Genomic DNA, 24,791 nt, shown 5'->3' on the forward strand with positions numbered 1-24,791 from the left:
CCGTCACCTGCGTCATCGGAGTCCCCCACAGGCGTTCTGTGGGGGACTTCCCCATATATCCGCACATGCAGGAGAGTTGCGATGTACTTCACTGACAGGGGCATCGAAGAGCTGGTCGAGCGACGCGGCGAGGAGGAGGTCGGCATCACCTGGCTGGCCGAGCGGCTGCGCGAGTTCGTCGATCTCAACCCCGAGTTCGAGATCCCCGTCGAGCGTCTGGCCACCTGGCTCGCCCGCCTGGACGACGAGGACGACTGACCACGGCCCGCCTCGGCCGGCGCCTTTCGGCGTGCCTGCCGGCGTGTGCTCCCGGCGTCCTTCAGGCGTGCTCGGCCTGCTCTCGCCGCGCTTCCGCCACGCTTCGGGCGTACTTCTGGTGCGCTTCCAGCGTACTCTCAAAACGCGATACATCTTGACTTCTGCCTGACGAGATATATCGTGTTCCGTGGAAGGTAACCACGACCAGCCGTCGAAGGACGAGGCCATGCCCAAATGGACCATCGACAAGCCGGAGAAGCTGACGTTCGAGGCGGTGAGCGAGCTGAGCGTCCGCATCGTCGCCGGCCGGCTCGCCGTGCTCGCCAGCGACGGGCCACCGACCCTGGAAGTGAGCGACATCGACACGCCACCGCTGATCGTCGAGCAGGACGACGACGGCCGGCTCACCGTGGCCTACAAGGACCTCACCTGGGACGGCATCCTCGGGTGGCTGCGGCCTGGCCGGCGCGACACGACGCTGACCCTCACCCTCCCCAAGGAGTGTCCCGTCCAGGCCGGGGTGATCTCGGCCTCCGCGGTCGTCGCCGGCTTCGAGAGGCGCACCAACGTCAAGAGCGTCTCCGGTGAGATCGTGCTGGACGGCGTCAGCGGCGAGATCGAGGCCGAGACCGTGTCCGGCGCGGTCGAGAGCCGGGGCCTGGCCGGCGACCTGTCGTTCACCAGCGTCGCCGGCGAGCTGACCGTGGCCGGCGGCACCCCGCGCCGCCTGCGCGCCAACACCGTGTCCGGCCGCATCACCGCCGACCTGGAGCTGCCGCCCACCGGCCACGTCACCCTGCACAGCGTCTCGGGGTCCATCGTCGTGCGGCTGCCCGGGGCGGTCGACGCCGATGTGTCCCTGCGCTCGACCTCCGGCCGGCTGAACAGCGCGTTCACCGGCCTCGGCACCACCAGCCGCCCGGGCGCCAAGTCGGTGTCCGGCCGGCTCGGCGGAGGCATGGCCTCCCTGTCGGCGTCCACCGTGTCGGCCGATGTGACCCTTCTGAGGAGAGAGCAGTGAGCCCCGTTTTCGCCCATGGACGCCTCCGGTTGTACCTGCTCAAGCTGCTGGAGGAGAGCCCGCGGCACGGCTACGAGGTGATCCGCCTGCTGCAGGACCGCTTCCTCGGCGTGTACTCGCCCTCTCCCGGCACCATCTACCCCAGGCTCGCGCGCCTGGAGGAGGAGGGCCTGGTCACCCACGAGCTCGTGGACGGCAAGAAGGTCTTCACGATCACCGACAAGGGCCGGGCCGAGCTGGAAGCCCGCATGGACGAGCTCGCCGAGCTGGAGCAGGAGATCTCCCAGTCGGTCCGCGACATCGCCCGCGAGGTCAAGGAGGACGTCCGCGACACCGTGCGGTCCCTGCGCGACGAGCTGACCCAGATGGCCCGCGAGGTGCGTCAGACCGGCCAGGAGGAACACCGGCAGGCCAAGGAGGACGCGCGCACGGCCAGGGAGGACTACCGCCAGGCCTGGCGTGAGCAGAAGCAGGTGTGGAGGGAGCAGAAGCAGGAGTTCGAACGCCAGAAGCGGGTCTGGAAAGAGGAGACCCAGCGCTGGAAGCAGGACTGGCTGCGCGGCGCCTGGGGCGGCGCCTGGCAGGGGCACGGCTCCCGCGACCGCGACGCCGAGCTCGGCCGCATGCTGGCGGAGTTCGTCGAGGAGATCCGCGGCGCCGCGGCGGCGTCCTCGGTGACCGAGGAGACCCTCGCCACCGCCCAGGACGCCCTGTACGAGGCCGCCACCCGCATCCGCTCCACGCTCCGATGATGATCCTGTACGGCTTCCGCCCCCCGTTGCTCCGTCTCGGCGGCCACGCTCAACCGTGCGCGCCGTGGGAGGAGACGCCGGAAGCCGTCCAGCAGGACGAGGCCGCCGAGCGGGACGGCCTCGCCGCGTGCCTCATCGGCCCGTGGGCGGCGTGAAGACCACCTTTCCGAACACCTCGCCGTGCTCCAGCGCGGCGAACCCCTCCTGCGCATGGTCGAGCGGCAGCACGCGGTCCACGATGGGACGCACGCCGGTCTGCACGAGGAACGTGGCGAGCCGGCCGAGCTGGTCGCGCGTCCCCATGGTCGAGCCGACCACCGAGAGCTGCAGGAAGAACACGCGGTTCAGGTCGGCCGGCGGCACAGCGCCGCTCGTGGCGCCGGAGACCACGATGCGCCCGCCGGGGCGCAGCGACTTCAGGGAGTGGTCCCAGGTGGCCTGCCCCACCGTCTCCATCACCGCGCCGACGCGCTCGGGCAGCCGGGCCCCCGGGGCGAACACCTGGTCGGCGCCGAGTTCCAGCGCCCTGGCACGCTTGTCCTCCGAGCGGCTGGTCGCCCACACCCGGTAGCCGCCCGCGCGGCCGAGCGCGATGAGCGCGGTGGCGACCCCGCCTCCGGCGCCCTGGACGAGCACGGTGGAGCCGGGCTCCAGCCCCGACTTCTCGAAGAGCATCCGGTAGGCGGTCAGCCACGCCGTCGGCAGGCAGGCGGCCTCCTCGAACGAGAGCCCGGCCGGCTTGGGCACCAGGTTGGCGCGCGGGACGACGACCCGTTCGGCGAACGTGCCGTCGTGGCTCTCCGACAGCAGCGAGCGCTTGGGGTCCAGCGTCTCGTCCCCCTGGACCGGGGTGCCGATCACCGAGTGGACGATGACCTCGTTGCCGTCCTCGTCCACGCCGGCGGCGTCGCAGCCGAGCACGATGGGGAGCCGGTCCTGGCGGATGCCGACGCCCCTGAGCGTCCAGAGGTCGTGATGGTTGAGCGCGGTCGCCTTCACGGTGACCACGGCCCATCCGCCGGGGACCTGCGGCTCGGGCCGCTCGCCGAGGGTGAGGCCGGCGAGCGGGTTGTCTGGGTCGGTGCTTGTGCATGTCACGGCGAACATGGCGGCACCCTACCCCCGGGGCGGGCCCCGTTCCCTTCCCGCCACCCCCGTCCACGGCCCTCCTCGGCCGTCCACTTCGCCGGCACGGGCTCCTCGTCGACACGGCGGTTCACATGGCGGAGGAAACCGGCGGCACTCCGCGAAATCCCGGAAAGGCGTCCTTGGCGGCATCCAACCCGCTACGCCGTTATCGCCGACGCCTCCGGCGATTATTGGAACAAGGCGGCAATCCCGGACGAAATACCGTAACGCACATGGGGCGGCGCGCCCACGTCCCGGGAAATTTACGCGGCGCCACTGAACCGCTGATGCGGGTCGTCCGTTTTTTACCTGGAGTCGATTTCCGCGCTGGGACAGGGCTTCCGACGTGCGGGGACCTCGGAAGGCTGTCCGACTTATCACGAAAAAAGAGTGAGTAGCGGGCCACTATTTTTTACAGTTACTCCGCCGCTTGCGCGAATCTCCCGCATGTCGGACAACGGTATCGAGGTCGACCATGAGTAGGGTCGGACATGCAGGCGCGCCAGCATCGAGGTGCTCCTTTACTTTGAACTGCAAAAAGAAAAGGACCGCTTTATGATAGACGTCGGTCACCCACGGTCTCTCCAACGTAATGTCGGTCGTTCATGGCTGACGGCAGCTCTCACGGGCGCTCTCGCGATGGGCGCGCTCGCCGCGGCACCCAGCAGTGCGAGCGCGAGCACCGCCCCGCAGGCCCTCGGCACGCAGGCGGCATCCCTGCTTCCCGCCGGGCCCGTGAAGCCCGGGTTCTCCGTCACCGTACGGCGGGCCACCGCGACGACCACGACACTGACCTCGTCGCACAACCCGTCCCGGCGGGGCGAGTCGGTCACCTTCACCGCCTCGGTGACGGCGACCGGCACCACCATCCTCCCGACCGGCAGGGTCGTCTTCAAGAACGGCACCGTGGAGCTCGGCACCGCCGACCTGCTCACCGGCGGCCGCGCGACGCTGACGACCACCACCCTGGCCGAGGGAACCCACACCATCTCCGCCCAGTACCTGGGCAACACCTCCTTCGACCCCAGCAACATCGCGACGCTCGTCCAGCGGGTCGAGGCCGAGCGGAAAGACGACGGCAAGAAGGACGACGGCAAGAAGGAAGCCCAGAAGTCCGACCACGACGACGACTGGGAGGACGAGGACGAGCCGAGGACCATCCGGCATGACGACGACGACGAGCACCAGTGCCGCCGTCTGAGGAACGCCGAGGAGCGCCACGGCATCTCGGCACACCACACCAAGGAGGAGTGGGAGAACCTGCGCCGCCGCTGCGACAGGTGGTGGCACGACCGCAACGACCACACCGTGCTGGTCGACAGGGGCATCCGCCGGCACATCGAGGGCTGGTTCGACCACGGCGGCGGTCACCGCGAGTACTGGGACAACCACCGTCACAAGTGGGTGCCCGAGCACCACGAGCACCACGAGAAGCGGTACCACCAGAAGCACTACAAGAAGGAGCGGCCGCGGCCGGTCCAGCATTTCGCCGTGACGGGTTGATCCACCGTCCCGGGGCCACGAGGGCCCGTCCGCAATCCCGGACGGGCCCTCCGGCTCGCCCCCCACCGTCACCCCCTCACCGCACGGCATCACCACCACCCCACTCCCCCGCGCAGCGCCACCACGCGACGTCACGACCACCACTGCGCGGCGCCACGACGACCATCACCGTGACCGCGCACCGCCACGACCACCACGGTCACCGCTCACGGTTACCGCTCGCCATTACCGATTCACCAGCGCCCACCGGTCCGCCGAACCGCGAAGAGCAGCAGCCAGTACTTCACGGGGGTCCCCATGTACATCCGCCGCCGATCCACCCGCACCGTCGTCCTCATCGCCGCGGTGGTCACCACGGTCCTGCTGAGCCTGGTGATGCTGGTGATCGTCACCAACTGGAAGTTCGACCGCGAGCTCGCCGCCCCGCCCACCCCCACGCCGGCCAAGCCCATCCCGCCGGCGAAGGTGACCACGGCCCAGCTCGCCGCTCTGCCGAGGTCGACGACGTGGACGACGGTCAGCGAGGCCGAACCCGACTCGCAGCCCTTCGCGGCCAACGACGGCCTGGTCGTCCACCCGCGCGCCCCGAAGGTGGTCTACGCCGAACCCGGGGGCCCGGCGATCGCCGTCCTCCCCACCACCCAGCTCGACAACCCGACCTGGCTCCCGGTCGTCGAGACGCGCCCCGGCTGGATGCGCGTCCTGCTCCCCAGCAGGCCCAACGGGTCCACCGGCTGGATCCACACCGGCGACGGCAAGACCAAGGAGTCCCACAGCCCCTACCAGGTGCGCATCGACCTGTCCGACCGCAGGCTCGCCGTGTTCAAGGACGGCCAGGAGACCGGATCGTGGCAGGTGGGCATCGGCACCGACAAGACCCCCACCCCCGTCGGCCGCACCTTCCTGCTCGCCGCCCTCTCCCCTTCCGGCGTGTCCTACAGCCCGGTGATCCTGCCGCTCGGCTCGCACTCGGAGAAACTGAAGACCTACGACGGCGGCCCCGGCACCGTCGGCCTGCACGGCTGGCCCGACAAGAGCGTCTTCGGCCAAGCCGTCTCCCACGGCTGCGTCCGCCTCCCCAAACCCGCCCTCGACGCCGTGACCCATCTCCCCCTAGGCACCATGATCATCATCAACGACTGACGCCCGAGGACCACAGACTCGTCAGTGATCGTAGAGCGGCGCACCCGCCTGTTCAGGGAGTGGGTGCGGCGGCCCGGCCGTAGGCGGCGGGAGTCACTCCGTAGTAGCGGGAGAACCAGCGGGTGAGGTGGCTCTGGTCGGTGAAGCCGGTCGTCGCAGCGACGTCCGCCGCAGAGCAGCCCTGGGCGAGTAGCCTGCGTGCCGCGCGCAGCCGGAGCTGGCGCTGGTAGTCGCTGGGCGCCATGCCGTACGCCTCCCGGAACGACCGGTACACGGCGAACCGGCTGCGTCCGGCGGCGACGGCCAGGTCACCCGCCGACACCGCGCCGCCGTCCAGGTCGTGCAACAACTCCCGCACAACCCGCGCCGTCTTCCGGCCGACTCCCCCGACCATCCGCGCCATCTCCTGCTCGCCCGGTCCGGCGATGCCGCCGGCACTCGGCCGTGGCATCCCGCGGCCGGGCAGATCGCGACCCCCTCCACCGGCGTACACCGGAACGTGCCTGCGCCCAGCCCGCCGCACCACGGCCATGACCACGGAGTCGAGCAACTCGTCGCGGCGCAGCGCCGTCGCGTCCGTGTCGCCCACCAGAGCCCCGTGGAGCCCGCGCAACCGTCCAGCGAGCACGGCATCGTCCACAACGGGCTGGGTGAACAACGGCAGCCCGGCCGTCCGTCCAGCGGCCTCGCCCAGCACTTCGGCGACCAGTTCGGGCCCGATGTGCACCATCCGGTAGGTGAAGCCCACCTCGTCGGCCGCGTGCCCATCGTGCGGGTCGTCGGGATTGAAGACCATGACCATCCCTGCCGCGCTGGTACGGGCCTCGCCCCGGCAGGTGAAGTGCTGGGCCCCCTCCTCGGTCATCCCGAAAGAGTAGGTCTCGTGGCTGTGCCGATGGTAGACATGCCGCTCGAAGTGCGCGTGCATCGCCTCCAACGGCCGATCGGCCGCCCGCCAGTACCGCGACCAGTCCCCTCCCATGCCCTCCATTGTGACCACACGCCTGACCGCACGCAGTCGACCGCGACGTCCGCCGACGCCCGCATGACGACCTCCGTACCGACGCGCGCATGACCACCGGCCGCGCTGCCCCGCATGACCACCGTCGGCGCCGCCCCCGCATGACGACCATCCGCGCCGACGCCCGCGTGAAGAACTGTCCGTGCCGACGCCCGCATCACTGATCGGCACCGGGTCCCTACTCCGCACTGCCGAACGGCACCGAGCCGACAACCCCCGCCGCACCGGCGTACAAGACGGGAACCCCGACCCTCGCCAAGCTGCTCAGCATGCGTTTCGACACGAAGATCGCCATCGTCGTCCGGGAGGACCTGGCCGTCTGGCAGAAGCTCAACGTGACCGCGTTCCTGGCGAGCGCCATCGCCGCGGCCTCCGAGGAGACCATCGGTGAACCCTACGCGGACGCCTCCGGCAACGCCTACCTCGCCATGTTCCGCCAGCCGGTCCTCGTCTACGCCGCCGACGCCGAGGGCCTCACCCGCACCCACACCAGAGCCCTGGCCCGGGCGGTCCCCACAGCGGTCTACATCGAGGACATGTTCAAGACCGGCCACGACGAAGCCAACCGCGCCACCGTCCAGGCCCACCCCGCCGAAACCCTCCCCCTGGTCGGCCTCGCCCTCCACGCCCCCAAGAACCTCCTCGACAAGACCCTCAAGGGCCTGACCCTCCACCCGTGACCCGCGTGGTCTCCGATCCCCGCGCGAGCCGCGAGACCGGTTACGTCCGCCGGTAGCATCGAACGGACCGGCGTCGAGGCGTCGACGTCGTGGACGCCGCGCCGCCGCTCGCCTTCGACCGCCTCAACCTGGCACCCTGACGTGACGTGAACCCTCGCGAACCCTGGCCCACCAGCGCGGCAGAGGCCACCGCCGTCCAGTCGAGACTCCGGCATCGCGTCACCGACACCGGTCCCGGCCTCCACCAGATCAGGCGCCTGGCCGGCCTCGACGTCACCTACAGCAAGGACGACGACCGGCTCGTCGCCGCCGTCGTCGTGCTCGACGCGACCACGCTGGAGGTGCAGGACGTCGTCGTGCACGAGGACAGGCCGAGGTTCCCCTACCTCCCCGGCCTGTTCTCCTTCCGGGAACTCCCCCCGCTCCTCGCCGCCCTGGAGAAGGCCGACCCTCTGCCCGACCTGCTGATGTGCGACGGCCACGGCCTGGCGCATCCACGCAGATTCGGCCTCGCCTGCCACCTCGGCGTGCTGACGGGGTTACCGACGATCGGTGTCGCCAAGCAGGCGCTCATCGGCCGCTACGACGAACCAGGACCGTCGAGAGGAGACCGGTCACCACTGACCGACGAGGGCGAAGTGATCGGAGCCGTCCTCAGAACCGCCGACCAGGTCAAACCAGTGTTCGTGTCCATCGGCCACCTGACAAGCCTGCAAACCGCGTGCGACGTGACCTTGAACAGCACGCCCCGCTACCGCATCCCCGAACCGATACGCCTGGCCGACCAAGCCTCACGACACACCCTGAAGTCCCGACACGGCCACTCCATCGCATGACCTTTGGCTTCCTCCGGACCCCCTCCTCAGGCCGATCGGTCCCCTGGGACGTACGAACACCGACAGCCTGGTTCGGTGACTCATCGCCCGTCGAAGGAGGCTAGGAAGCCCTGGCGTTCGACCTGGGCACGAGATCTACGATGTCGACGGTTCGTACCAGTGGGGACGACAGAAGATGGAGCATGCTCTCCTTCCCTGCCCCAGGTAGGACAAGCCCGTACACCTTGCCTTCCTCAGCCGTACGCCGCAGGACATCGAGGTCGAGCCCTATCTTGCCCAGATCGTCACGGTCTCCTTCTTCCAGCATCGAGCACCACTGACGGAACTGCGCGATGGCCGAAGACTCATTACACCCGTCCAGCCCGCGGTCATGACAGCGGTCCCAGCCGGACCGCCAGAAAACAGGCTTGCGGTTGGACTTCTGGATCGGCGACAGAAAGAAGGATTTGAGGTCAGCGGATCGCAGGGGCACCAGTCGGACCACTTCGTTCTCACTGAGCGGGCGGGCGAACTCGACGATCACCGTGGCCGTCACCCCGGATCCAAGGCTCTCGACCAAGGCTCTTGCGGCCTTCTTCACACCAAGGTCCTGCCCCTGCCCCCCACGAAATCCCGCCAGCAAAGGATGCATACGGGATGGCGGGAATTCCGGGGATGCGGTCACCCTGCCGAGGATATTTTCAGAAAGAGTCACATATGATCGGAGGTTGTCGAGGGCGTGCTGCTGAACTTCCACTTCGAGAGACACCGACGTCGGCGTCCGCTGATATGCATCCGACCCCCAGAGCAAGATGCGATACTCAGGATAAGCGACCTGATAGGCGTTCCCCATCACGAGCCGCACATGCCGGGCCGCACCATCGGATAATCGCGTCAGCCAGACATCGGCGATGCCCCACACCAAAAGCAACCCCAGGGACAGGTATATGACCGTCGATCGCTTGACTCCTCTGAAACCCACAGGAGAATCCTCCACAGGCGTCCTCATTGCTCAGGAATCTTGAGGGTGGGTTTGAGCATGAAGCTCACCGGATCATGTCTGGCGGAGTGAACGTCGACGTTCACTCCGCCAGACATGATCAGTCCCTAGTATACAGTGAGGGCTCTATGGTAGTCGGACGCGAACATGAGCGGATCCAGCGCGTCAGGCGCTTGCCCTGGCCTGGGTATGGTTACCGCGGCATACATCTCGTGCCGGATATCGGAGAACCAGCACATGAAACCCTCGCAGGTGATCTCGAAGCCGAACGGCCGGGTCGCCGGCATCGATATAGAGCGCTTCCCGTCCCTGCCCTGCATATCGAAGGAGACCTTGTCACGAGATAGAGTGGGAGTTATACCCCCTCCTGGAGGAACAGAGAGGCTCGGGTCTATCCCCTTGATGCGGACTCCGACGCTGGCCGTCATCCGGACATTGAGGTTCTTCAGCAGATACTTGTTCTTCGGGTCCTTGAGAAACTTATTAGTCGCGACGACTTGGGCGAAGGCTCCGAAACTCTTCACTGCGATGAGATCAGGGCCACCGACGAGGTAGTTCATGCTGGCCACCCACGCCAAGTCTCCACCCGCTTGCAGGGTGAGACCTGACTGCAGCCTCTTTTGCCGATCACCGGTCATGGAACACCCGTCGAGATTGCCCCTGTAGTGGCAGGAGAACAGATAGTCCACCGGCCCATCTGGCGGCCCCTGCGACGAGCAAGCGGTGGTGACGGTGATGCTCATCGCAGCCGCGCATCCTCCGCCACCGCCACCACCGTCTTCAGGACAATCATCGGGACTCTCGTTACATGGCCCCTCAAGGATCATGTCGGTGGCGTCGTCGTCCACCTCCGGAGCCAGGATTATTATCTGAAGTTTTCCACAGGGAGTGTATGAAAGGTCCAGGTAGCGTCGCAACTCCTCGGGAGTACGGTATGTCGTACCAGCGGAATCGGTGGCGACCTCGACCCAACTGCGTTCTACAGTGGTCCGGACGAGTACATCCCCATTAGGGGAGTTGTACAGCACCGTGTCATGCATCGATACGGTCGAGTCCACGCGTTGGACACCACCAGCGTCCATCGCGGCCCTCTGCGCGCCGAGCGCGGAATTCGTCAGCGCCCACTTGGGTGTCAGAGGATCATCCGCAGTCGCTCCTGCCGCCCATACATCGCTCGCCTGTCCTTCCAGGACCTTGTCCTGGAGCTGGAAGTAATCCTTGGACCGTTGGGTGAAGGCATCTCTGGTGATTCCCGGACACAAAGAACCGGCGGGCGGCACTATCTGAACCGGCTGCGGCGTCACCGATGCCGATCGCCACTCTCCCGTACCGAAGCGCGATTTTGCTCGAACCCGCACCGTGTAGGTAGCACCATTGTCCAGACCGGACAACGTTGTCGATGGCTCTTCGGTCTCCAGCGACTTGACGACCGTCCCACCGGAAAGCGCCTCGACTTCATAACCGGCCAGGACTGACAGTGAGCCCATGTCCTTGGGCAGAGCCCAGCTCACTATGGCACCTCGGTCACCAGAGCGCACGTCCAGTTCTTCTACTTGACTCGGCGGTCCGGGCGGCAGATACGACAGGGAAAGCGTGGGCGCGGAGCCGGCCGTGCCGCCACCATATGTCACCGGTGTGGTGCTATCCGACTCGATGAGAAGCCATGCGATCTCGTCGCCGACGATATCGGTGACCGCTTGGGCCCCACTTAGGTCGTACACCGACTTGTCATCGGTCATTGCTCCGAGTTCGTCGACGGTCGTCTCACCGGTGACCTGGCCGTTGAGCCGGGATATTTTTATCCTTGCATTCACCGGACAACTTTCGCGTGGACAGGTCGGCGCACCAAGGTTGAGGACCGACCTTAGCGGAATAGCCCCGTCTGGAAGACTGTCGAGCTTTATCTTGACCACGCTGACATGCCTGTCATCATTCATGCCGCCGACTTCGATCGCGGGACGGTCCAGCAACGGACAGGCAGATCCGTCACAGGCGCCGGGCGCCGATGCGGCCGCCTTTATGACGAAATTCGACGGGCCGAGAGTCAGCTCGGTTGGATGATATACCTCAGGTGAGGGGTCACCCGGAGCCAGGAAGGTTACGGGCGACGTCTTCTCGGAACAGATGGAATCGACACACGCCTGCATGCGCCAGCTGTACGTGTGTCCGGCCTGCACGACGTCGTCTGGTACTCGAAGCGCGGCCCGATGGCCGCCGAGAGCCACAACCTCTCCCAGAGGGCTGGCCCCGACAGCATTCCCATTACTGTCATAGAGGTAGAACCTTGCCGTCACCTCGCCCCCCGAGGGCCTGCCCACGATTCCGGTCAGAATGGGGTTGGCGGGATCGGATAGACCGGTGTCTAAGTTCGAAGGCACGTACGCCGCGTCCGTCGTGATTCTGTAGTAGGGGGATTCGCTGCAGGTGGTGGGGGTTACGCCGGTGAGGCAGGCTCGGACGGAGATTTTGAAGGTGTCGACGTTGCTGACGTCGTAGGTCTGGGTGGCGGTCTGGCCGGAGGGGAGGTTGGCGGTGGTGGGCGGGGTGAGGTTGAGCATCCACCTGATCTCGGTCTCGCTCAGGGCACGCTGGTAGGCACGAACCTCGTCGTAGGAGACCTTGGCCGACGTCAGTAGACCCCCATAGGGATTGATCATGAACGTGCCGTTAGTCCCCCTGCCGTTCCAGGTAGAGGTGTAGTTGCCCTCCCCAGACAAAGTGCCGTTGACGTACAGGCGCATCTTGTGGGCGGTCGCGTCGTAAATGGCAGCCAGATGCGTCCAAGTCCCGAGGGCAGCGGTCGCTGACGAGGTGACCGTCGCTCTGTTGCTTCCACCGCTGTCGGACATCGTGTAGGTCCATTTGCGGCTAGTTGGATTGTAGACGACCTCGAAGGCGTTCCCCGTAGAGTCGCCCTGGCTGAACAACCCGGCTTGGGAACTGGGGGTGCCATCAACACGAACCCAGCCGACCGCTGAGAAGCTCTTGTCGGTGAAGAGCACTGGGCCCGATGTGGCGGCGAAGGCCGGAGCCGTGGGAGCACCGTTGAGTTGGAGCGCCTTGCCGTCTTTCCCGTCGATCACGGTAGAACGAGACGAGTCGATGACGAGAGCGTATCCGTTGCCGGTCGAGTCGCTGTGGCTAGCGCCTTCAGTGAAGCTCCACTGAGCGGTGGCTCCGCCTCCTGTGGTCCAGGACGGGAGAGGCGCGGTGGAGTCGAGTACCGATAGATAGTAATCAAGGTTGCGGCCATCGACCGAACTGCTGTTGTACCCGAGCTTCACCGAGCTCGTGCGCACGATGGCGTGGTCGCCGTCCATGGAGTCGACCGACTCGGCGGTCACCGTGGGGATTTCCGGCGGCAGGAAGTACTGCACGATGAGCTTGGGCGGAGTCGCGCCGGTACCGGTCATCTCAGAGGAGTGGAAGGTCACTCTGTACGCCTGGCCGGTGCTCAGGCTCTCCGACGGTCCCCGCAGCGCCACACCGTAGTTGGGCGTGCCGGCGGCCCAGAGTTTGACCCAGTTGGTTATCGGCCAGGCCATGGCACCGGGTGTCGTGGTACCGGACGTCGGGCAGGGGGTTGACACGGTGTCGGCACCGCTCGGCGGCTGATTGGCCCACGTCAGGCTTCCAGGCGACCAGTTATTAGTCGGCCTATCAAGTCGAACCTTGCCGTCGCCGCGTAGATAGCAGGCAGGCGCTTCGGTTCGCCACAGCTGCAGCGCCGCCGAGTAGATGGCTTTCCCAGCCAGCGCGCTGGTGTCGAACTTAAGGTAGGAGCGGTAGTACTGGAAGCCGTCCGTGCCCGAACAGTTCCACATCGCGCCGCCGACAGTGAGCACGGTTGATCTGGCCCCGACGAGAGTGTCGAACGGTGAGCACTCCGCTCGAGACCCGATCGTGGTGTCGGTCGTCACATTGAGCGTGGTCGTCGGGTCGATGGTGACCGGATAATGTGTCGCCGGGTCGGCGAGCCAGTCGGCGTCCGGTCGGAGGACCAGAACTTGACGACCATTCTCGCGTTCTACTGAGGTCGAGATGTCACCGATGCGGCGAGCCGCAACTCGGCCCGCGTTCTGATCAGGGGCGACGTTATCCCACATCACCGGCTTGGGGGCCTCGGCGACCACTTTGTTCTTGCTATCAGTGAGTTGCAGACCACCGTGCTTACTCTTGCCGAAGGTGACGCCCGACGACTGGACGGGGATGCGTAACTCCACCGGGCTTGTGGGGCGCTCCCGTAGCACCACATCGTGGGAGAAACCGGTGCTGAGTGCGGTGACGACCAGGTCGGCGGACGGTCCGGCCGCGTTGACGTAGGTGGCGACGTTGCCCTTGACCACCGGCCTGGGCAGGGTCTTCCCCCAGGAGAGGCTGAACTTCTGTCCCTTGTCACGCTCCATTGTGGCGAAGGGGCCGTCCCCACCGAGCGAGAACCGGACGTGCGCTTTTGCGACTCTCGGTTCGAGCGCACCGTCCTTCTCGACGAGAGCGGTGTCCATCCAGGCCCAGGTGCCGTCAGGCCGCTTCACCTGGGCGGGGCTGGAATAGGACTCGGTCGTCAGATGTCCGTCCGGGTAGGCCCAGGTCCGCGAGGTCTCGGACGCCGCCGCGGTCACCTCTACGGGCTTGTTCTGTTTTCTCGCCTCGGCGATTCCCGCGCGCAGATCCGCGTCGGGGTCCGCGGGACGCGGGAACGGAGCTGCTTTGGCGATCGGATCGGACTGCGCAGGACTGGTGGGCGGCTTGGTGCCCGCCGAGGCCGACGGCATCCCGCCGGCGGCGAGCAGAGACGCCGCGAGGGTGGACACCGTGATCACTGCGAGGCGTCGACGCGGCCCATCTGCTCGTGCGCAGCGTAACGGGAAGAACCCTGAGTGTTTCACAAACCACCTCAATGGGTGTAAGTGGACATGTCAGGTCTCTTTTAACGTTCTTCCCGATCTTCCGACAATGTGACAAAGAGCACGCGGAACACGCCGATAGTGTCCGTAACAGCCCAATGTCCGAAAACGATCGGCGACCTCGAGTTCACGGGGCATCATCGATGAACGTGCAGGTCAGCCGATAATGGCACACGAAGAGTCGCACTCGGTGAGCCTTACGGCGTGTTGGAATCTGAGAATAAGGCCACCCGTTACGACATGGCCCGCAACAGCCGCCGGACTGACGCGACGCCACCGCGGGCGTTCGCCGTGCTCTGTCGTCAACGGACGCCTGAATCAGAAGTCGAAGACGGGGCCGGTGGTGGCTTTGAGTTCGCAGCGGTTGGGGAAGGTGCGCTCGTAGGACAGACGGCCGCTGTCCCAGAGGCCGGCTCCGTAGACGGTGACCGGGTCGTACTCCTTGCCGCACTTGGCGCCCGGCGAGACGTTCAGGTCGTTGAGGTTCGCCCCGACGTGCTCCAGTTGCTTGCAGGCGTCGGCGGCCTTGGGATGGGAGCCGGCGGTCGGGCCGCACAGGAGCAGGACCGCCTTGTCCGCGGGCGTCGGCGACTCGCCGCGCGCGACCGTGAGGAGTAGGACGCGGCTGACCCCCTTGGCCAGGGCCGAGTTCAAGGAAGCCGCGTTGCCGAGGTCCGCGTTGGACGCAGCCGCGTCGGGCGGAGCGGCGTTGGTGGCGGCTCCAGGCCCGGACGCGTTCCGTGAAGCGGAAGAGGAGCCCGGAGGCGCCGGCGCGTGGGGGCCCAGGGTCGTTTCCTCCAGGGCCATCCAGGAGAGAAGGTGGGCGGCCGGGCCGCCGGGGAGGGGGTGGGGAACGGCGCCGGCGGAGACCGAGCCGGCGCCGGGGACGGGGCCGAGGAGGTCGTTGTGCTCGCCACCGGGCAGCAGCCCCAGGATCGTGCCGGAGATCGGGCGGGGGATGACGACGAGGTCGCGCTCGCTCATGGGCGTCGGCGACAGGGCAGCGGCCGTGCTCAACAGCAGGACGGCGCAGGTCAGGCCCAGTGCAAGGCGTCGCATGGCAGATCCCCCGATCTCTCGTGTGACGTTGGGCGGTCGGCTTCCTCCCGCCTTGTGGTCGGCGTTGCTCTCTTCGCGGCGTCACCCGCTCGTCCGGGGGTCGGCGATCGGGCCTCAGGTCGGTCCTGAGCTCTCGATCAACGAGCGAACTTCGACGTATCAGGTATCTCTCCGGTTCCACCGGTTTCATAACAACCAGGTAACACACGCATACTTTTGTCCGGTTTTGGGGTCGGTGGCCAAGATCGGCGGAGTACGGTCGTCGAGTCTCTTTACGTACGCATGGGTCCTTCCCGGGCAACCCATGACATAGAAGGAGCTCAATGAACACCCGAGCAAGGCACCTGATCCTCCCTCTCGGTGGCGCCCTCATCGCCACCGGCTTGATCGGTGCGACCCTCACCACCTCCGCCGGCGCCGAGACGAAGCCGACCCCGGTGAAGTCCGGCAAGCTGGCGAACAACGGGACCGACGCGAAGGCCATCGCGGGCGCCTGGACCCCCAGCAAGCTCAAGGCGGCGACGCACTACAACGAGGACTCCTCGCTGTCGGCGAAGCTGAAGGCGAGCACGAGCAAGGCCTCCGCCGACGGCAAGGCCGGCTCCATCGCCCCGACCGGTGACGGCGACAAGACCGCCGGCACGTCGAAGAACGTCAACCTGCCGACCAACGTCGGCAAGGTGTTCTTCCAGGTCGACGGCAAGCCGTACTGGTGCTCCGGCACCTCTGTTCAGTCCAAGTACCACAACCTGGTCGCCACGGCCGGGCACTGCGTGTACGACACGGACGCGAACAAGTACGTCGACAACTTCGTCTTCATCCCCGGTTACTACCAGGGCAAGGCGCCGTGGGGCATCTACGTCGGCGGGAAGGTCAACCTCCACAGTGACTTCACTGTGTACGAGGACTACGACTACGACTACGCCTTCGTCAACGTCTACAACGGCATCAAGCAGACCGGCGAGAAGACCGTCGACAAGGCGACCTTCGACGCGTACAAGGGTCCGAAGTGGGCCAAGGACGTCGAGATCACCAAGGACGAGTACCAGAAGAAGGTCGACGAGAAGGGCGGCGAGACCGCCGACGCCTGGTCCAAGTCGACCGGCTCGGAGACCGTCCTCCCCTGGGGCACCGCCGGCGGCCAGAAGGTCCTGAAGGAAGTCACCAAGGACGAGTACGACAAGGCCCCCGCGGCCAACTCCAAGCAGAACTTCGCCAAGGCCCCGGCCAAGACCGCGACGGAGTTCGTGGACGAGGTCACCTACAACAACTACAAGGGCCCCGGCTACAAGAAGATGGTGGACTCGGCCTACACCATCACCCACTACTTCGTGAAGTACTGGGTGAAGAAGGCGACCTCGGTCAAGTACTACAAGACCGTGTTCACCATCAAGACCTTCGTGGACGCGGGTCGCCTCGGCGACAACGTCGGCGGCCAGGGCTTCACCTGGAACCGCAGCACGAAGGCCAAGCAGTTCAGCTTCGGCTACCCAACCGCTTCGCACCTCGACGGCAACAAGGCCTACACCGGCGAGACCATGAAGTGGTGCTACGGCCAGACCGCGGCCGCCCCGGCCGTGTCCAAGTACAAGGCCGAGGAGCAGCTCGCCATCAAGTGCGCCTTCACTCCCGGCGCCACCGGCGGCCCGTTCCTGATCGTGTACAAGAACGCCAACCGCACCGGCTACCTCAACGGCGTCGTGAGCCTGACCCTCGACACCGACGGCAACGGCCGGTACGACCACATCACCACGCCGTACTTCAACAGCGACACCTACGGCGTCTACAAGGCCGCCGCCAGCCAGTGGACCGGCAAGCTTACGACGAGCTGACGGTCTCCACGGCAACGTAGGGGGCCCGGGCGCATGCCCGGCCCCCTATCGGGGCAGTCCTACGATCCCCGCCCTTCCCCATAACGAAGTGAACCCAGGTCGGTCAAGTACCGTGCCACCCGGCAAATGATCTGGAAAAATCGCCCTTCACTGTTGTCTGCCGACGTCTGACCCCTGGAAGGTACGAAATGCCCGCCCGAGCGAAGCGGATCGCGCTCACATTCTGCGGCGCTTTGGCTGCCGCGAGTGTGATCCTTTCCGCGGGCCCGGGATCGGCCGGAGCGCTGGCGACCGCCCGCTCCGCGCCCGCCGGCATCACCTCCGTTCCCCTGGCGCAGAACGACGCCGACACCCAGAAGGTCGTCGACTGGTGGACCCCCGACCGGTTGAAGCGCGCCAGCAGCTACGCGCCGCAGACATCGGCGGCCAACCCCGGGTCGACCCCCGCCCCCTCCGCGACCGCCGCCCCCAGCCGGGCCGCCGCCGCGAAGGCGCCTGGTAAGGCCCCCGCGCTGAGCACGGCCGCCGCCCAGGCGAGCAGGACGGCCACGGCCCCGGCGACGACCACGACCGTGTCCGGCGTCGTCCCGCCGAAGGCCGCGTCCAAGACCGTCAACTCGCGCAACGTGAACCTGCCGCCGACGGTGGGCAAGGTGTTCTTCCGCAACGGCACCACCGAGTACTGGTGCTCGGCCTCGTCCGTGCACTCGAAGTACGGCAACGTCGTCGCCACCGCAGGGCATTGCGCGTATGACGTCAAGAACGGCAAGCCGGTCGAGTACTGGATCTTCATCCCGTCCTACGCCGACGGCAAGACCCCCTACGGCATCTACGTCGGCCACACGCTGTACCTGAACGACACCTACTCCGCCACGGGCGACTTCGACTTCGACTACGCGTTCGTCACCGTCCACCGGGGCTACAAGTGGGACCCGGACTACGACGCGAGCGGCATCCAGAAGAAGGACGTCAAGGGCCTGCCGATGTACAAGCGCGTCGGCACCGGGGTGCTGGAGAAGAGCGTCGGCGGTCAGGGCTTCGCCTGGAACAAGGGGTACACCGTCGCCGCGTACGCCTTCGGCTACCCGGCCGGCCCGCACCCCAACGGCACCCGTCCCTTCGACGGTCGGACCATGGAGTCCTGCCTCACCCGCGCCACCAAGAAGATCTCCTCTCCGAAGTGGGAGCTGAACGGCGGCGTGATGTTCCGGGGTTGCGCGTTCACGGCCGGCGCCAGCGGCGGCCCCTGGGTGATCAAGTACAGCCAGCTCCGGCGCATCGGCTACCTCAACGGCGTCAACAGCCTGACGTGGGACCTCGACGGCGACGGCCGGTACGACGGCGTGTCCTCGCCGTACTTCGACAAGGCGACCTACCTGGTGTACTCCTACGCCTCCCGGCAGAAGACCGCCTGAGTCTGGCGCTCCCTTTCCGGTTGCCGGGTCCGCACGTGTCACGAAGCCCCGGCCGGCCGAGTTCGCCGTCCTTCGATCGGGATGACCATCCGGCGTTCGCGCCCCGGTGACGGCCGGTTCCGGAGATCGTCGAGCGCCCCTGCTCCCCGCATGCCGCCTCTGCGTTGCGAGATCCCTCCGCCTTGACGCGTCGGATGGCCGCGGCCCCCTAGGCCGATGACCATCACTGGGGGCGCCTGGAGGAAATCACCCGCATTCACCGCAGCCCCGGAACGAATGTTCCGGGGCTTGGTCCGTTCCAGAGTGGGATACAGGTGAAGCTATGAGCGTTTTGTCGGGTTTGTCTGGATCGTCGGCCCCTTAGACGTAGCCACCCGCCCGATCGGATCCCCTGGTTCCGTGTGATCTGCGTCACACACCCTCATATCGGGTCAAGCCGCGGTTGACCGCCGTCACAGCGGTACCAATGGTCACATAGGCGCCCTGATCTGGGCAAACGCCTAGGCCGCCCGAAGATCCTGACAGCGGGAGTCGGCTCATTCGTCGATCACAGAAAGATCACGTAGGACGAAGCCCCAAAATCGTCACGATTCCGGTTACCGCGCCCAAGATCTTCTCTGTATCTTCATGGCTATCCCTTTACTGACGCATGGGGCGCAGGAAGCGTTCCACGCCAGCCCAAGGAGTTCCCTTGAATACCCGAGTCAAGCGTCTCGCCCTCCCGCTCGGTGGCGCTCTCGCCGCCACCAGCATGATCGGCGCCACCCTGGTCACCTCCGCCAACGCGGCCACCGCGCCGGCCAAGAAGACCGTGAGCCTGGCCTCCGCCACCAGCGCCCAGAAGATCGCGAACTTCTGGAAGGCCAACGGCGGCGCCAACCTGAAGGCCGCCGCGCAGTTCACCGGCGCCGAGCAGACCACCCAGAAGATCAAGCTCGGTGGCGGCGACGCCAAGCCCGACGGCAAGGCCGGCGTTGTGGCCCCCATCGGCCAGGAGAAGGTCACCCCGACCAAGGTCAAGAACGTCAACCTGCCCAAGACCATCGGCAAGGTGTTCTTCACGGTCGGCGACAAGGAGTACTGGTGCTCCGCGTCCTCGGTGCAGTCCAAGTACCACAACCTGGTCGCCACCGCCGGGCACTGCGTGTTCGACGAGGGTGTCCAGAACGGCGCTCTGGACAACTGGGTCTTCATCCCCGGCTACTACCAGGGCAAGACCCCGTGGGGCATCTACGTCGGTAAGGCCGCCTACACCCACTACGACTTCGCCGTCTACGAGGACTACGACAGCGACTACGCTTTCGTGACCGTCTACAACGGCATCACCTACGCTGGCGAGAAGCAGGTCACCAAGGAGACCTACGACGGCTGGCAGGGCTACAAGTACGCCAAGGACGTCGAGATCACGGCGGCCGAGTACAAGAAGATCGTGGACGAGAAGGGCGGCGAGAGCGCCGACGCTTGGGCCAAGGCCGACCCGGCTTCCGAGAAGGTCGTCCCCTGGAGCACCCCGCTGGGTAACTCCAAGGATGGTGTGGTCAAGATCTACACCAAGGAAGTCACGAAGGACCAGTACGACGCCACGAAGAACGGCAACTTCAACTTCAACCAGGCGAAGTGGAAGAGCTTCCCCCAGGTGAAGGCCGACATCGTGACCAAGGAGGCCTACGAGGCCTACACCGGTCCCGGCTACAAGAAGATCGTCGACGGCGCCTACACCATCGAGCACTACTTCGTCGAGTACAAGGCCATCGTCTCCCCGGGCGCGGTCAAGTACTACAAGACGGTCTTCTTCATCGAGTACTACAAGGACGCGGGTCGCCTGGGCGACAACGTGGGTGGCCAGGGCTTCACCTGGAACCAGAAGGTCGGCCAGCCGGTCTACGCCTTCGGTTACCCCGCGGCTGCGCACCCCGACGGTGACAAGCCGTTCACCGGTGTCACGCCGAAGTGGTGCTACGGCAAGACCTTCGCCGCCGCTGCGTCGGCGAAGTTCAAGGCCGAGGCCCAGATCGGTCTCAAGTGCTCCATGACCGCCGGCTCCTCCGGTGGCCCCTGGATCCTCAAGTACAGCAGCACGAAGCGCCTCGGCTACATCAACGGTGTCACCAGCCTCATCGGCGACGCTGACGTGAACGGCCGCATCGACTTCGCGACCTCGCCGTACTTCGACACCGAGACCTACTCGATCTACAAGTCGGCCGCCAACCTCTGGTCCGGCTCGATCGTCACCAAGGACGGCGACATCGCCACCAAGGCCTGACGTTCTAGCCAGCTAGAGCACAGCAGTCCTTAGCGGGGCCCGGCATTCGTGCCGGGCCCCGCTTCGCGTTGTACGACTGTTCTCCCGCGACGTTGTCCGCTCTTCTCCCCGCGTGATGGTGCCGCCAGCGCCGTCCGGCCTTCCCTCCGCCTCGTCCTGTGTTCTCTCAGCACGGCGCAGCTGCCGTCGGTGTCACGCGAACCGTTTCCGTCGACCCGAGCGTCGCCGCGTCCCGCGCGGCGCCTCGCGTGCGGCGTTCACCGGAGCCTGGACAGGCTTTAACGGCCCCTGACTGATGCCCTGAGGCGCGCCTGGAGGGCTTCTGTGGGCGCCAGCCTGACCCGGAGAGGGCGGCTTAGACGTACCCGGACCCCGATTTGGCTCCCTCGGTTCCATGTGATCTGCGTCACACTGACCGCCGGCCCGGGGAGAGTGCACGACTTCGACCACAAAAGACACAGTCGGCGCACGAGTGCTCTGATCTGCGAGTAAGCCCCGATCTTGCACCCCTCTGACAGGGATGGTCGGACTACCCCCGGGGTTACGAAAAGGTCACGCCCGGGCGAAGGTCAAAATTCCCCTCGAATCGCCCCCACAGCACAAGATCTACTCGCTATCTTCATGGCTATCCCTTTACTGACGCATGGGACGCAGAAAGCGTTCCACGACAGCCCAAGGAGTTCCCCTTGAACAGCCGTGTGAAGCGTCTCGCCCTCCCGCTGGGTGGCGCCATCGCCGCCACCAGCATGATCGGCGCCACCCTGGTCACCTCCGCCAACGCCGCGACCGCCCCGGTCCGGAAGTCGGCCGCCCTGGCCTCCTCCGGCAGCGCCCAGAAGATCGCGAACTTCTGGAAGGCGAACGGCGGCGCCAACCTCAAGGCCGCCGCGCAGTTCACCGGCGACCAGCAGGTCTCGGGCAAGGTCAAGCTGGGTGGCGGCGACGCCAAGCCTGACGGCAAGGCCGGCGTGATCGCGCCGATCGGCCAGGAGAAGGTCACCCCGACCAAGGTCAAGAACGTCAACCTGCCCAAGACCATCGGCAAGGTGTTCTTCACGGTCGGCGACAAGGAGTACTGGTGCTCCGCGTCCTCGGTGCAGTCCAAGTACCACAACCTGGTCGCCACCGCCGGGCACTGCGTGTTCGACGAGGGCGTGCAGAACGGCGCTCTGGACAACTGGGTCTTCATCCCCGGCTACTACCAGGGCAAGACCCCGTGGGGCATCTACGTCGGTAAGGCCGCCTACACCCACTACGACTTCGCCGTCTACGAGGACTACGACAGCGACTACGCTTTCGTGACCGTCTACAACGGCATCACGTACGCCGGTGAGAAGGCCGTCTCCAAGAAGACCTTCGACGACTGGCAGGGCTACAAGTACGGCGAGGACGTCGAGATCACGAAGAAGGAGTACGACCAGCTCGTCGACGAGTTCGGCAAGGACGCTCCCGTCTTCGTCAAGGACTCCGCCAGCGAGAAGGTCGTGCCCTGGGGCACCAAGGACGCCGTGACGGCGACCAAGGAAGTCACCAAGGACGAGTTCGACGCCGCCTCCAAGGTTCCGGCGACCCAGAACTTCCACCAGGCTCCTGAGCTGACGAAGACCGAGATCGTCGACGAGGAGTACTACAACAAGTACACCGGCCCCGGGTACAAGAAGATCGTGGACTCGGCGTACACGATCACGCACTACTACCTGGCGTACGCGGTGGAGAAGACCTCCACGCTCAAGTACTACAAGACCGTGTACACCATCGAGTACTACAAGGACGCGGGTCGCCTGGGCGACAACGTCGGTGGCCAGGGCTTCACCTGGAACCAGAAGGTCGGCCAGCCGGTCTACGTGTTCGGCTACCCCGCGGCCCCGCACCCCGACGGTGACAAGCCGTTCACCGGTGTCACGCCGAAGTGGTGCTACGGCAAGACCTTCGCCGCCAAGGCCGCCGCCGCGTTCAAGGCCGAGGCCCAGATCGGTCTCAAGTGCTCCATGACCGCCGGCTCCTCCGGTGCGCCGTGGCTCCTGAAGTACAGCAGCACGAAGCGTCTCGGCTACATCAACGGTGTCACCAGCCTCATCGGCGACGCCGACACCAACGGCCGTATCGACTTCAGCACCTCGCCGTACTTCGACACCGAGACCTACTCGATCTACAAGGCCGCCGCCAACCTCTGGTCCGGCTCGATCGTGGCCAAGGACGGCGACGTCATCACCAAGGCCTGACGTTCTCAGTAGTAAGAACGGCAGTCCCCGGCTGTAAACCGCAGGGCTCGGCATTCGTGCCGGGCCCTGCGGCCATTTCGACGCGCTTTTCCGAGCCATACTCGGCTCTGATCCGCGCCCCAATTCCGGACGTGCCATCAAAGCTCCCGCCTGGGTGGATCTCAGAGTGATTCGCGTCACATTTCGCGTCGCGTGTACTCCAACAGGGCCGCTCGCGCACTGGGCCTTTGGACCGTTTCCACCTGTGGTTGCGTGATCGTCGGCCGCGTCGGGAGCGCGTACGTACGTCGCTCCGGGCGGTGAGGAGCCGGCCGTTCCGTTGATTTTTACGGCCTTATTTCATGATCAGACCGATAGGTTCAGACTGCCCCTTTTGGGGTCACTGAGGCAGGAGTCAGGTCCTGCGGCAGAACAAGGAGTCTCATTGAACACCCGAGTCAAGCGAATCGTGCTCCCTCTCGGCGGCGCCGCCGTCGCCGCCGGCATGATCGCGGCATCCCTCACCGCGGGGGCCTCCGCCTCCGCGGCCGCGGCGCCGGCCTCCGACGCCCTGGCCACCACCAAGGCCGCCGCCCTGGACACCGTGAAGTTCTGGACGGCCAGCGGCGGCAAGGCCCTCAAGGCCGCCACCAAGTTCACCGAGGACGCCGCCGTCAAGGGCCGCGTCCGCATGGGCGGCGGCGACGCCGCTCCCGACGGCAAGACCGGCGTCGTGCCGCCGATCGGCCAGGAGAAGGTCACCCCGACCCACGCCAAGAACGTCAACCTGCCGCGCACCATCGGCAAGGTGTTCTTCCGCCTGGGCCGCCAGGTCTACTGGTGCTCCGCCTCCTCCATCCAGGGCAAGTACCGCAACCTGGTGGCGACCGCGGGTCACTGCGTCTACGACACCGACGCCAACCGCGACACCCTGGACCACTGGGTGTTCATCCCGGCCTTCTACCAGGGCAAGGCGCCGTTCGGCATCTACGTCGGCAAGTCGGCCTACACGCACTTCGACTTCGCCAACTACGAGGACTTCGACAGCGACTACGCCTTCGTCACCGTGTACAACGGTGTCGAGCCCCGCACGTGGAAGGACGTCGGCCGCCTGGGCGACAACGTCGGCGGCCAGGGCTTCGCCTGGAACCAGAAGATCGGCCAGACGGTGTACGCGTTCGGCTACCCCGCCGGCCCGCACCCCGACGGCGACCGGCCCTACACCGGCCTGACGCCGAAGTACTGCTACGGCAAGACCTCCGCCGCCGGCACCGTCCCCGGCTTCAAGGCCGAGGCGCAGATCGCGCTGAAGTGCTCCATGACGGCCGGCGCCTCCGGCGGCCCCTGGATCACCCAGTACAGCAGCACGGCGCGCGTCGGCTACATCAACGGCGTGACCAGCCTGGTCGGCGACACCGACGCCAACGGCCGGTTCGACTTCGCCACCTCGCCGTACTTCGACAGCGAGACCTACTCGATCTACAGCGCCGCCTCCAACCTGTGGTCCGGCAAGATCGGCAAGTGAGCATCCCGCCGGCAGGGCGAGACGGCGCCTGAGGTGCGGTGACCGCTGAGCACGGCGTGCGGAAGGGCCTGGCGAAAGCCGGGCCCTTCGTCATTTCAACCTCACCATCCAGTGAGGTTTTACTCACCTAATATCCCATTTAAGACCTTTATGTCCGGATACCCGGACGGTTCATACGGTGCGTGTAAAGAAATGACATAGGCTCAAGTCATCCCCTTTGGGACGCATGGGACATAAGTGATGTTTCCATGTCAGAACAAGAGGAGCT

The 24,791-nt window shown here is 66.1% G+C and carries 18 protein-coding genes; 13 read left to right on the top strand and 5 right to left on the bottom strand.

The window, feature by feature from the left end; all coding sequences use genetic code 11:
* The first annotated feature begins 81 nt into the window (after window positions 1-81).
* From ABZT47_RS37630 to ABZT47_RS37645, 4 genes are all read left to right on the top strand, one after another.
* A complete protein-coding gene (locus ABZT47_RS37630; RefSeq protein WP_354852895.1) occupies window positions 82-258 on the top strand; it encodes a DUF6104 family protein in 177 nt (58 codons plus the stop codon).
* A 187-nt stretch (window positions 259-445) separates the two neighbouring features.
* On the top strand, window positions 446-1,279 hold the full coding sequence (locus tag ABZT47_RS37635; protein WP_354852897.1) for a DUF4097 family beta strand repeat-containing protein: 834 nt from the start codon (window positions 446-448) through the stop codon (window positions 1,277-1,279).
* Window positions 1,276-2,031, top strand: a complete 756-nt coding sequence (locus ABZT47_RS37640; RefSeq protein WP_354852899.1) for a helix-turn-helix transcriptional regulator — start codon at window positions 1,276-1,278, stop codon at window positions 2,029-2,031. Before ABZT47_RS37635 ends, ABZT47_RS37640 begins: the two co-directional genes overlap by 4 nt.
* A complete protein-coding gene (locus ABZT47_RS37645; protein ID WP_354852901.1) occupies window positions 2,031-2,186 on the top strand; it encodes a hypothetical protein in 156 nt (51 codons plus the stop codon). Before ABZT47_RS37640 ends, ABZT47_RS37645 begins: the two co-directional genes overlap by 1 nt.
* Here the strand turns inward: ABZT47_RS37645 and ABZT47_RS37650 are convergent.
* Window positions 2,164-3,138 (bottom strand): zinc-binding dehydrogenase, encoded by a 975-nt coding sequence (locus ABZT47_RS37650; protein WP_354852903.1) that lies wholly within the window; start codon window positions 3,136-3,138, stop codon window positions 2,164-2,166. The genes ABZT47_RS37645 and ABZT47_RS37650 overlap by 23 nt on opposite strands.
* Window positions 3,139-3,798: 660 nt before the next feature.
* Here ABZT47_RS37650 and ABZT47_RS37655 point away from each other — a divergent pair.
* Both ABZT47_RS37655 and ABZT47_RS37660 read left to right on the top strand, forming a co-directional pair.
* Window positions 3,799-4,662 carry an Ig-like domain-containing protein gene (locus ABZT47_RS37655; protein ID WP_354852905.1) on the top strand — a complete coding sequence of 288 codons (864 nt, stop codon included), beginning with the start codon at window positions 3,799-3,801 and terminating at the stop codon, window positions 4,660-4,662.
* A 297-nt stretch (window positions 4,663-4,959) separates the two neighbouring features.
* Window positions 4,960-5,805: a L,D-transpeptidase gene (locus tag ABZT47_RS37660; protein WP_354852906.1), complete on the top strand. Its 846-nt coding sequence runs from the start codon at window positions 4,960-4,962 to the stop codon at window positions 5,803-5,805.
* Between the two features lie 52 nt (window positions 5,806-5,857).
* Here ABZT47_RS37660 and ABZT47_RS37665 read toward each other — a convergent pair whose 3' ends face one another.
* Window positions 5,858-6,787, bottom strand: coding sequence for an AraC family transcriptional regulator (locus tag ABZT47_RS37665; protein WP_354852908.1), 930 nt, complete (start codon window positions 6,785-6,787; stop codon window positions 5,858-5,860).
* Between the two features lie 308 nt (window positions 6,788-7,095).
* On the opposite strand from ABZT47_RS37665, the gene ABZT47_RS37670 reads away from it, so the two are divergent.
* Entirely contained in the window at window positions 7,096-7,506 is a 411-nt protein-coding gene (locus tag ABZT47_RS37670; protein WP_354852910.1) for a DUF2000 family protein, read from the top strand.
* A gap of 146 nt (window positions 7,507-7,652) precedes the next feature.
* Entirely contained in the window at window positions 7,653-8,342 is a 690-nt protein-coding gene (gene nfi / locus ABZT47_RS37675; RefSeq protein WP_354852912.1) for a deoxyribonuclease V, read from the top strand.
* Between the two features lie 100 nt (window positions 8,343-8,442).
* Here the strand turns inward: nfi and ABZT47_RS37680 are convergent, their stop codons facing one another.
* The 3 genes from ABZT47_RS37680 to ABZT47_RS37690 form a co-directional block, all read right to left on the bottom strand.
* Complete coding sequence (locus ABZT47_RS37680; protein ID WP_354852913.1) at window positions 8,443-9,318, bottom strand: hypothetical protein; 876 nt, start codon at window positions 9,316-9,318, stop codon at window positions 8,443-8,445.
* Window positions 9,319-9,428: 110 nt separating this feature from the next.
* Window positions 9,429-14,144, bottom strand: a complete 4,716-nt coding sequence (locus ABZT47_RS37685) for a DNRLRE domain-containing protein (protein WP_354852915.1) — start codon at window positions 14,142-14,144, stop codon at window positions 9,429-9,431.
* 402 nt (window positions 14,145-14,546) lie between these two features.
* Entirely contained in the window at window positions 14,547-15,287 is a 741-nt protein-coding gene (locus ABZT47_RS37690) for an SSI family serine proteinase inhibitor (protein WP_354852916.1), read from the bottom strand.
* Between the two features lie 323 nt (window positions 15,288-15,610).
* On the opposite strand from ABZT47_RS37690, the gene ABZT47_RS37695 reads away from it, so the two are divergent.
* The 5 genes from ABZT47_RS37695 to ABZT47_RS37715 all read left to right on the top strand — a co-directional run bounded on the left by ABZT47_RS37695 (window position 15,611) and on the right by ABZT47_RS37715 (window position 24,523).
* On the top strand, window positions 15,611-17,119 hold the full coding sequence (locus ABZT47_RS37695) for a hypothetical protein (RefSeq protein ID WP_354852918.1): 1,509 nt from the start codon (window positions 15,611-15,613) through the stop codon (window positions 17,117-17,119).
* Window positions 17,120-17,352: 233 nt separating this feature from the next.
* A complete protein-coding gene (locus ABZT47_RS37700; protein ID WP_354852920.1) occupies window positions 17,353-18,534 on the top strand; it encodes a hypothetical protein in 1,182 nt (393 codons plus the stop codon).
* 691 nt (window positions 18,535-19,225) lie between these two features.
* The gene (locus ABZT47_RS37705; protein WP_354852921.1) at window positions 19,226-20,797 is read left to right on the top strand and encodes a hypothetical protein; all 1,572 of its coding nucleotides are present in this window, start codon (window positions 19,226-19,228) and stop codon (window positions 20,795-20,797) included.
* A gap of 686 nt (window positions 20,798-21,483) precedes the next feature.
* Window positions 21,484-23,019, top strand: a complete 1,536-nt coding sequence (locus ABZT47_RS37710; protein WP_354852923.1) for a hypothetical protein — start codon at window positions 21,484-21,486, stop codon at window positions 23,017-23,019.
* Between the two features lie 424 nt (window positions 23,020-23,443).
* Complete coding sequence (locus ABZT47_RS37715; protein ID WP_354852925.1) at window positions 23,444-24,523, top strand: trypsin-like peptidase domain-containing protein; 1,080 nt, start codon at window positions 23,444-23,446, stop codon at window positions 24,521-24,523.
* Window positions 24,524-24,791 lie beyond the last annotated feature (268 nt).

This window comes from Sphaerisporangium sp. NPDC005289 (assembly GCF_040607455.1).
GTDB classification, from domain to species: Bacteria; Actinomycetota; Actinomycetes; order Streptosporangiales; family Streptosporangiaceae; genus Sphaerisporangium; species Sphaerisporangium rhizosphaerae.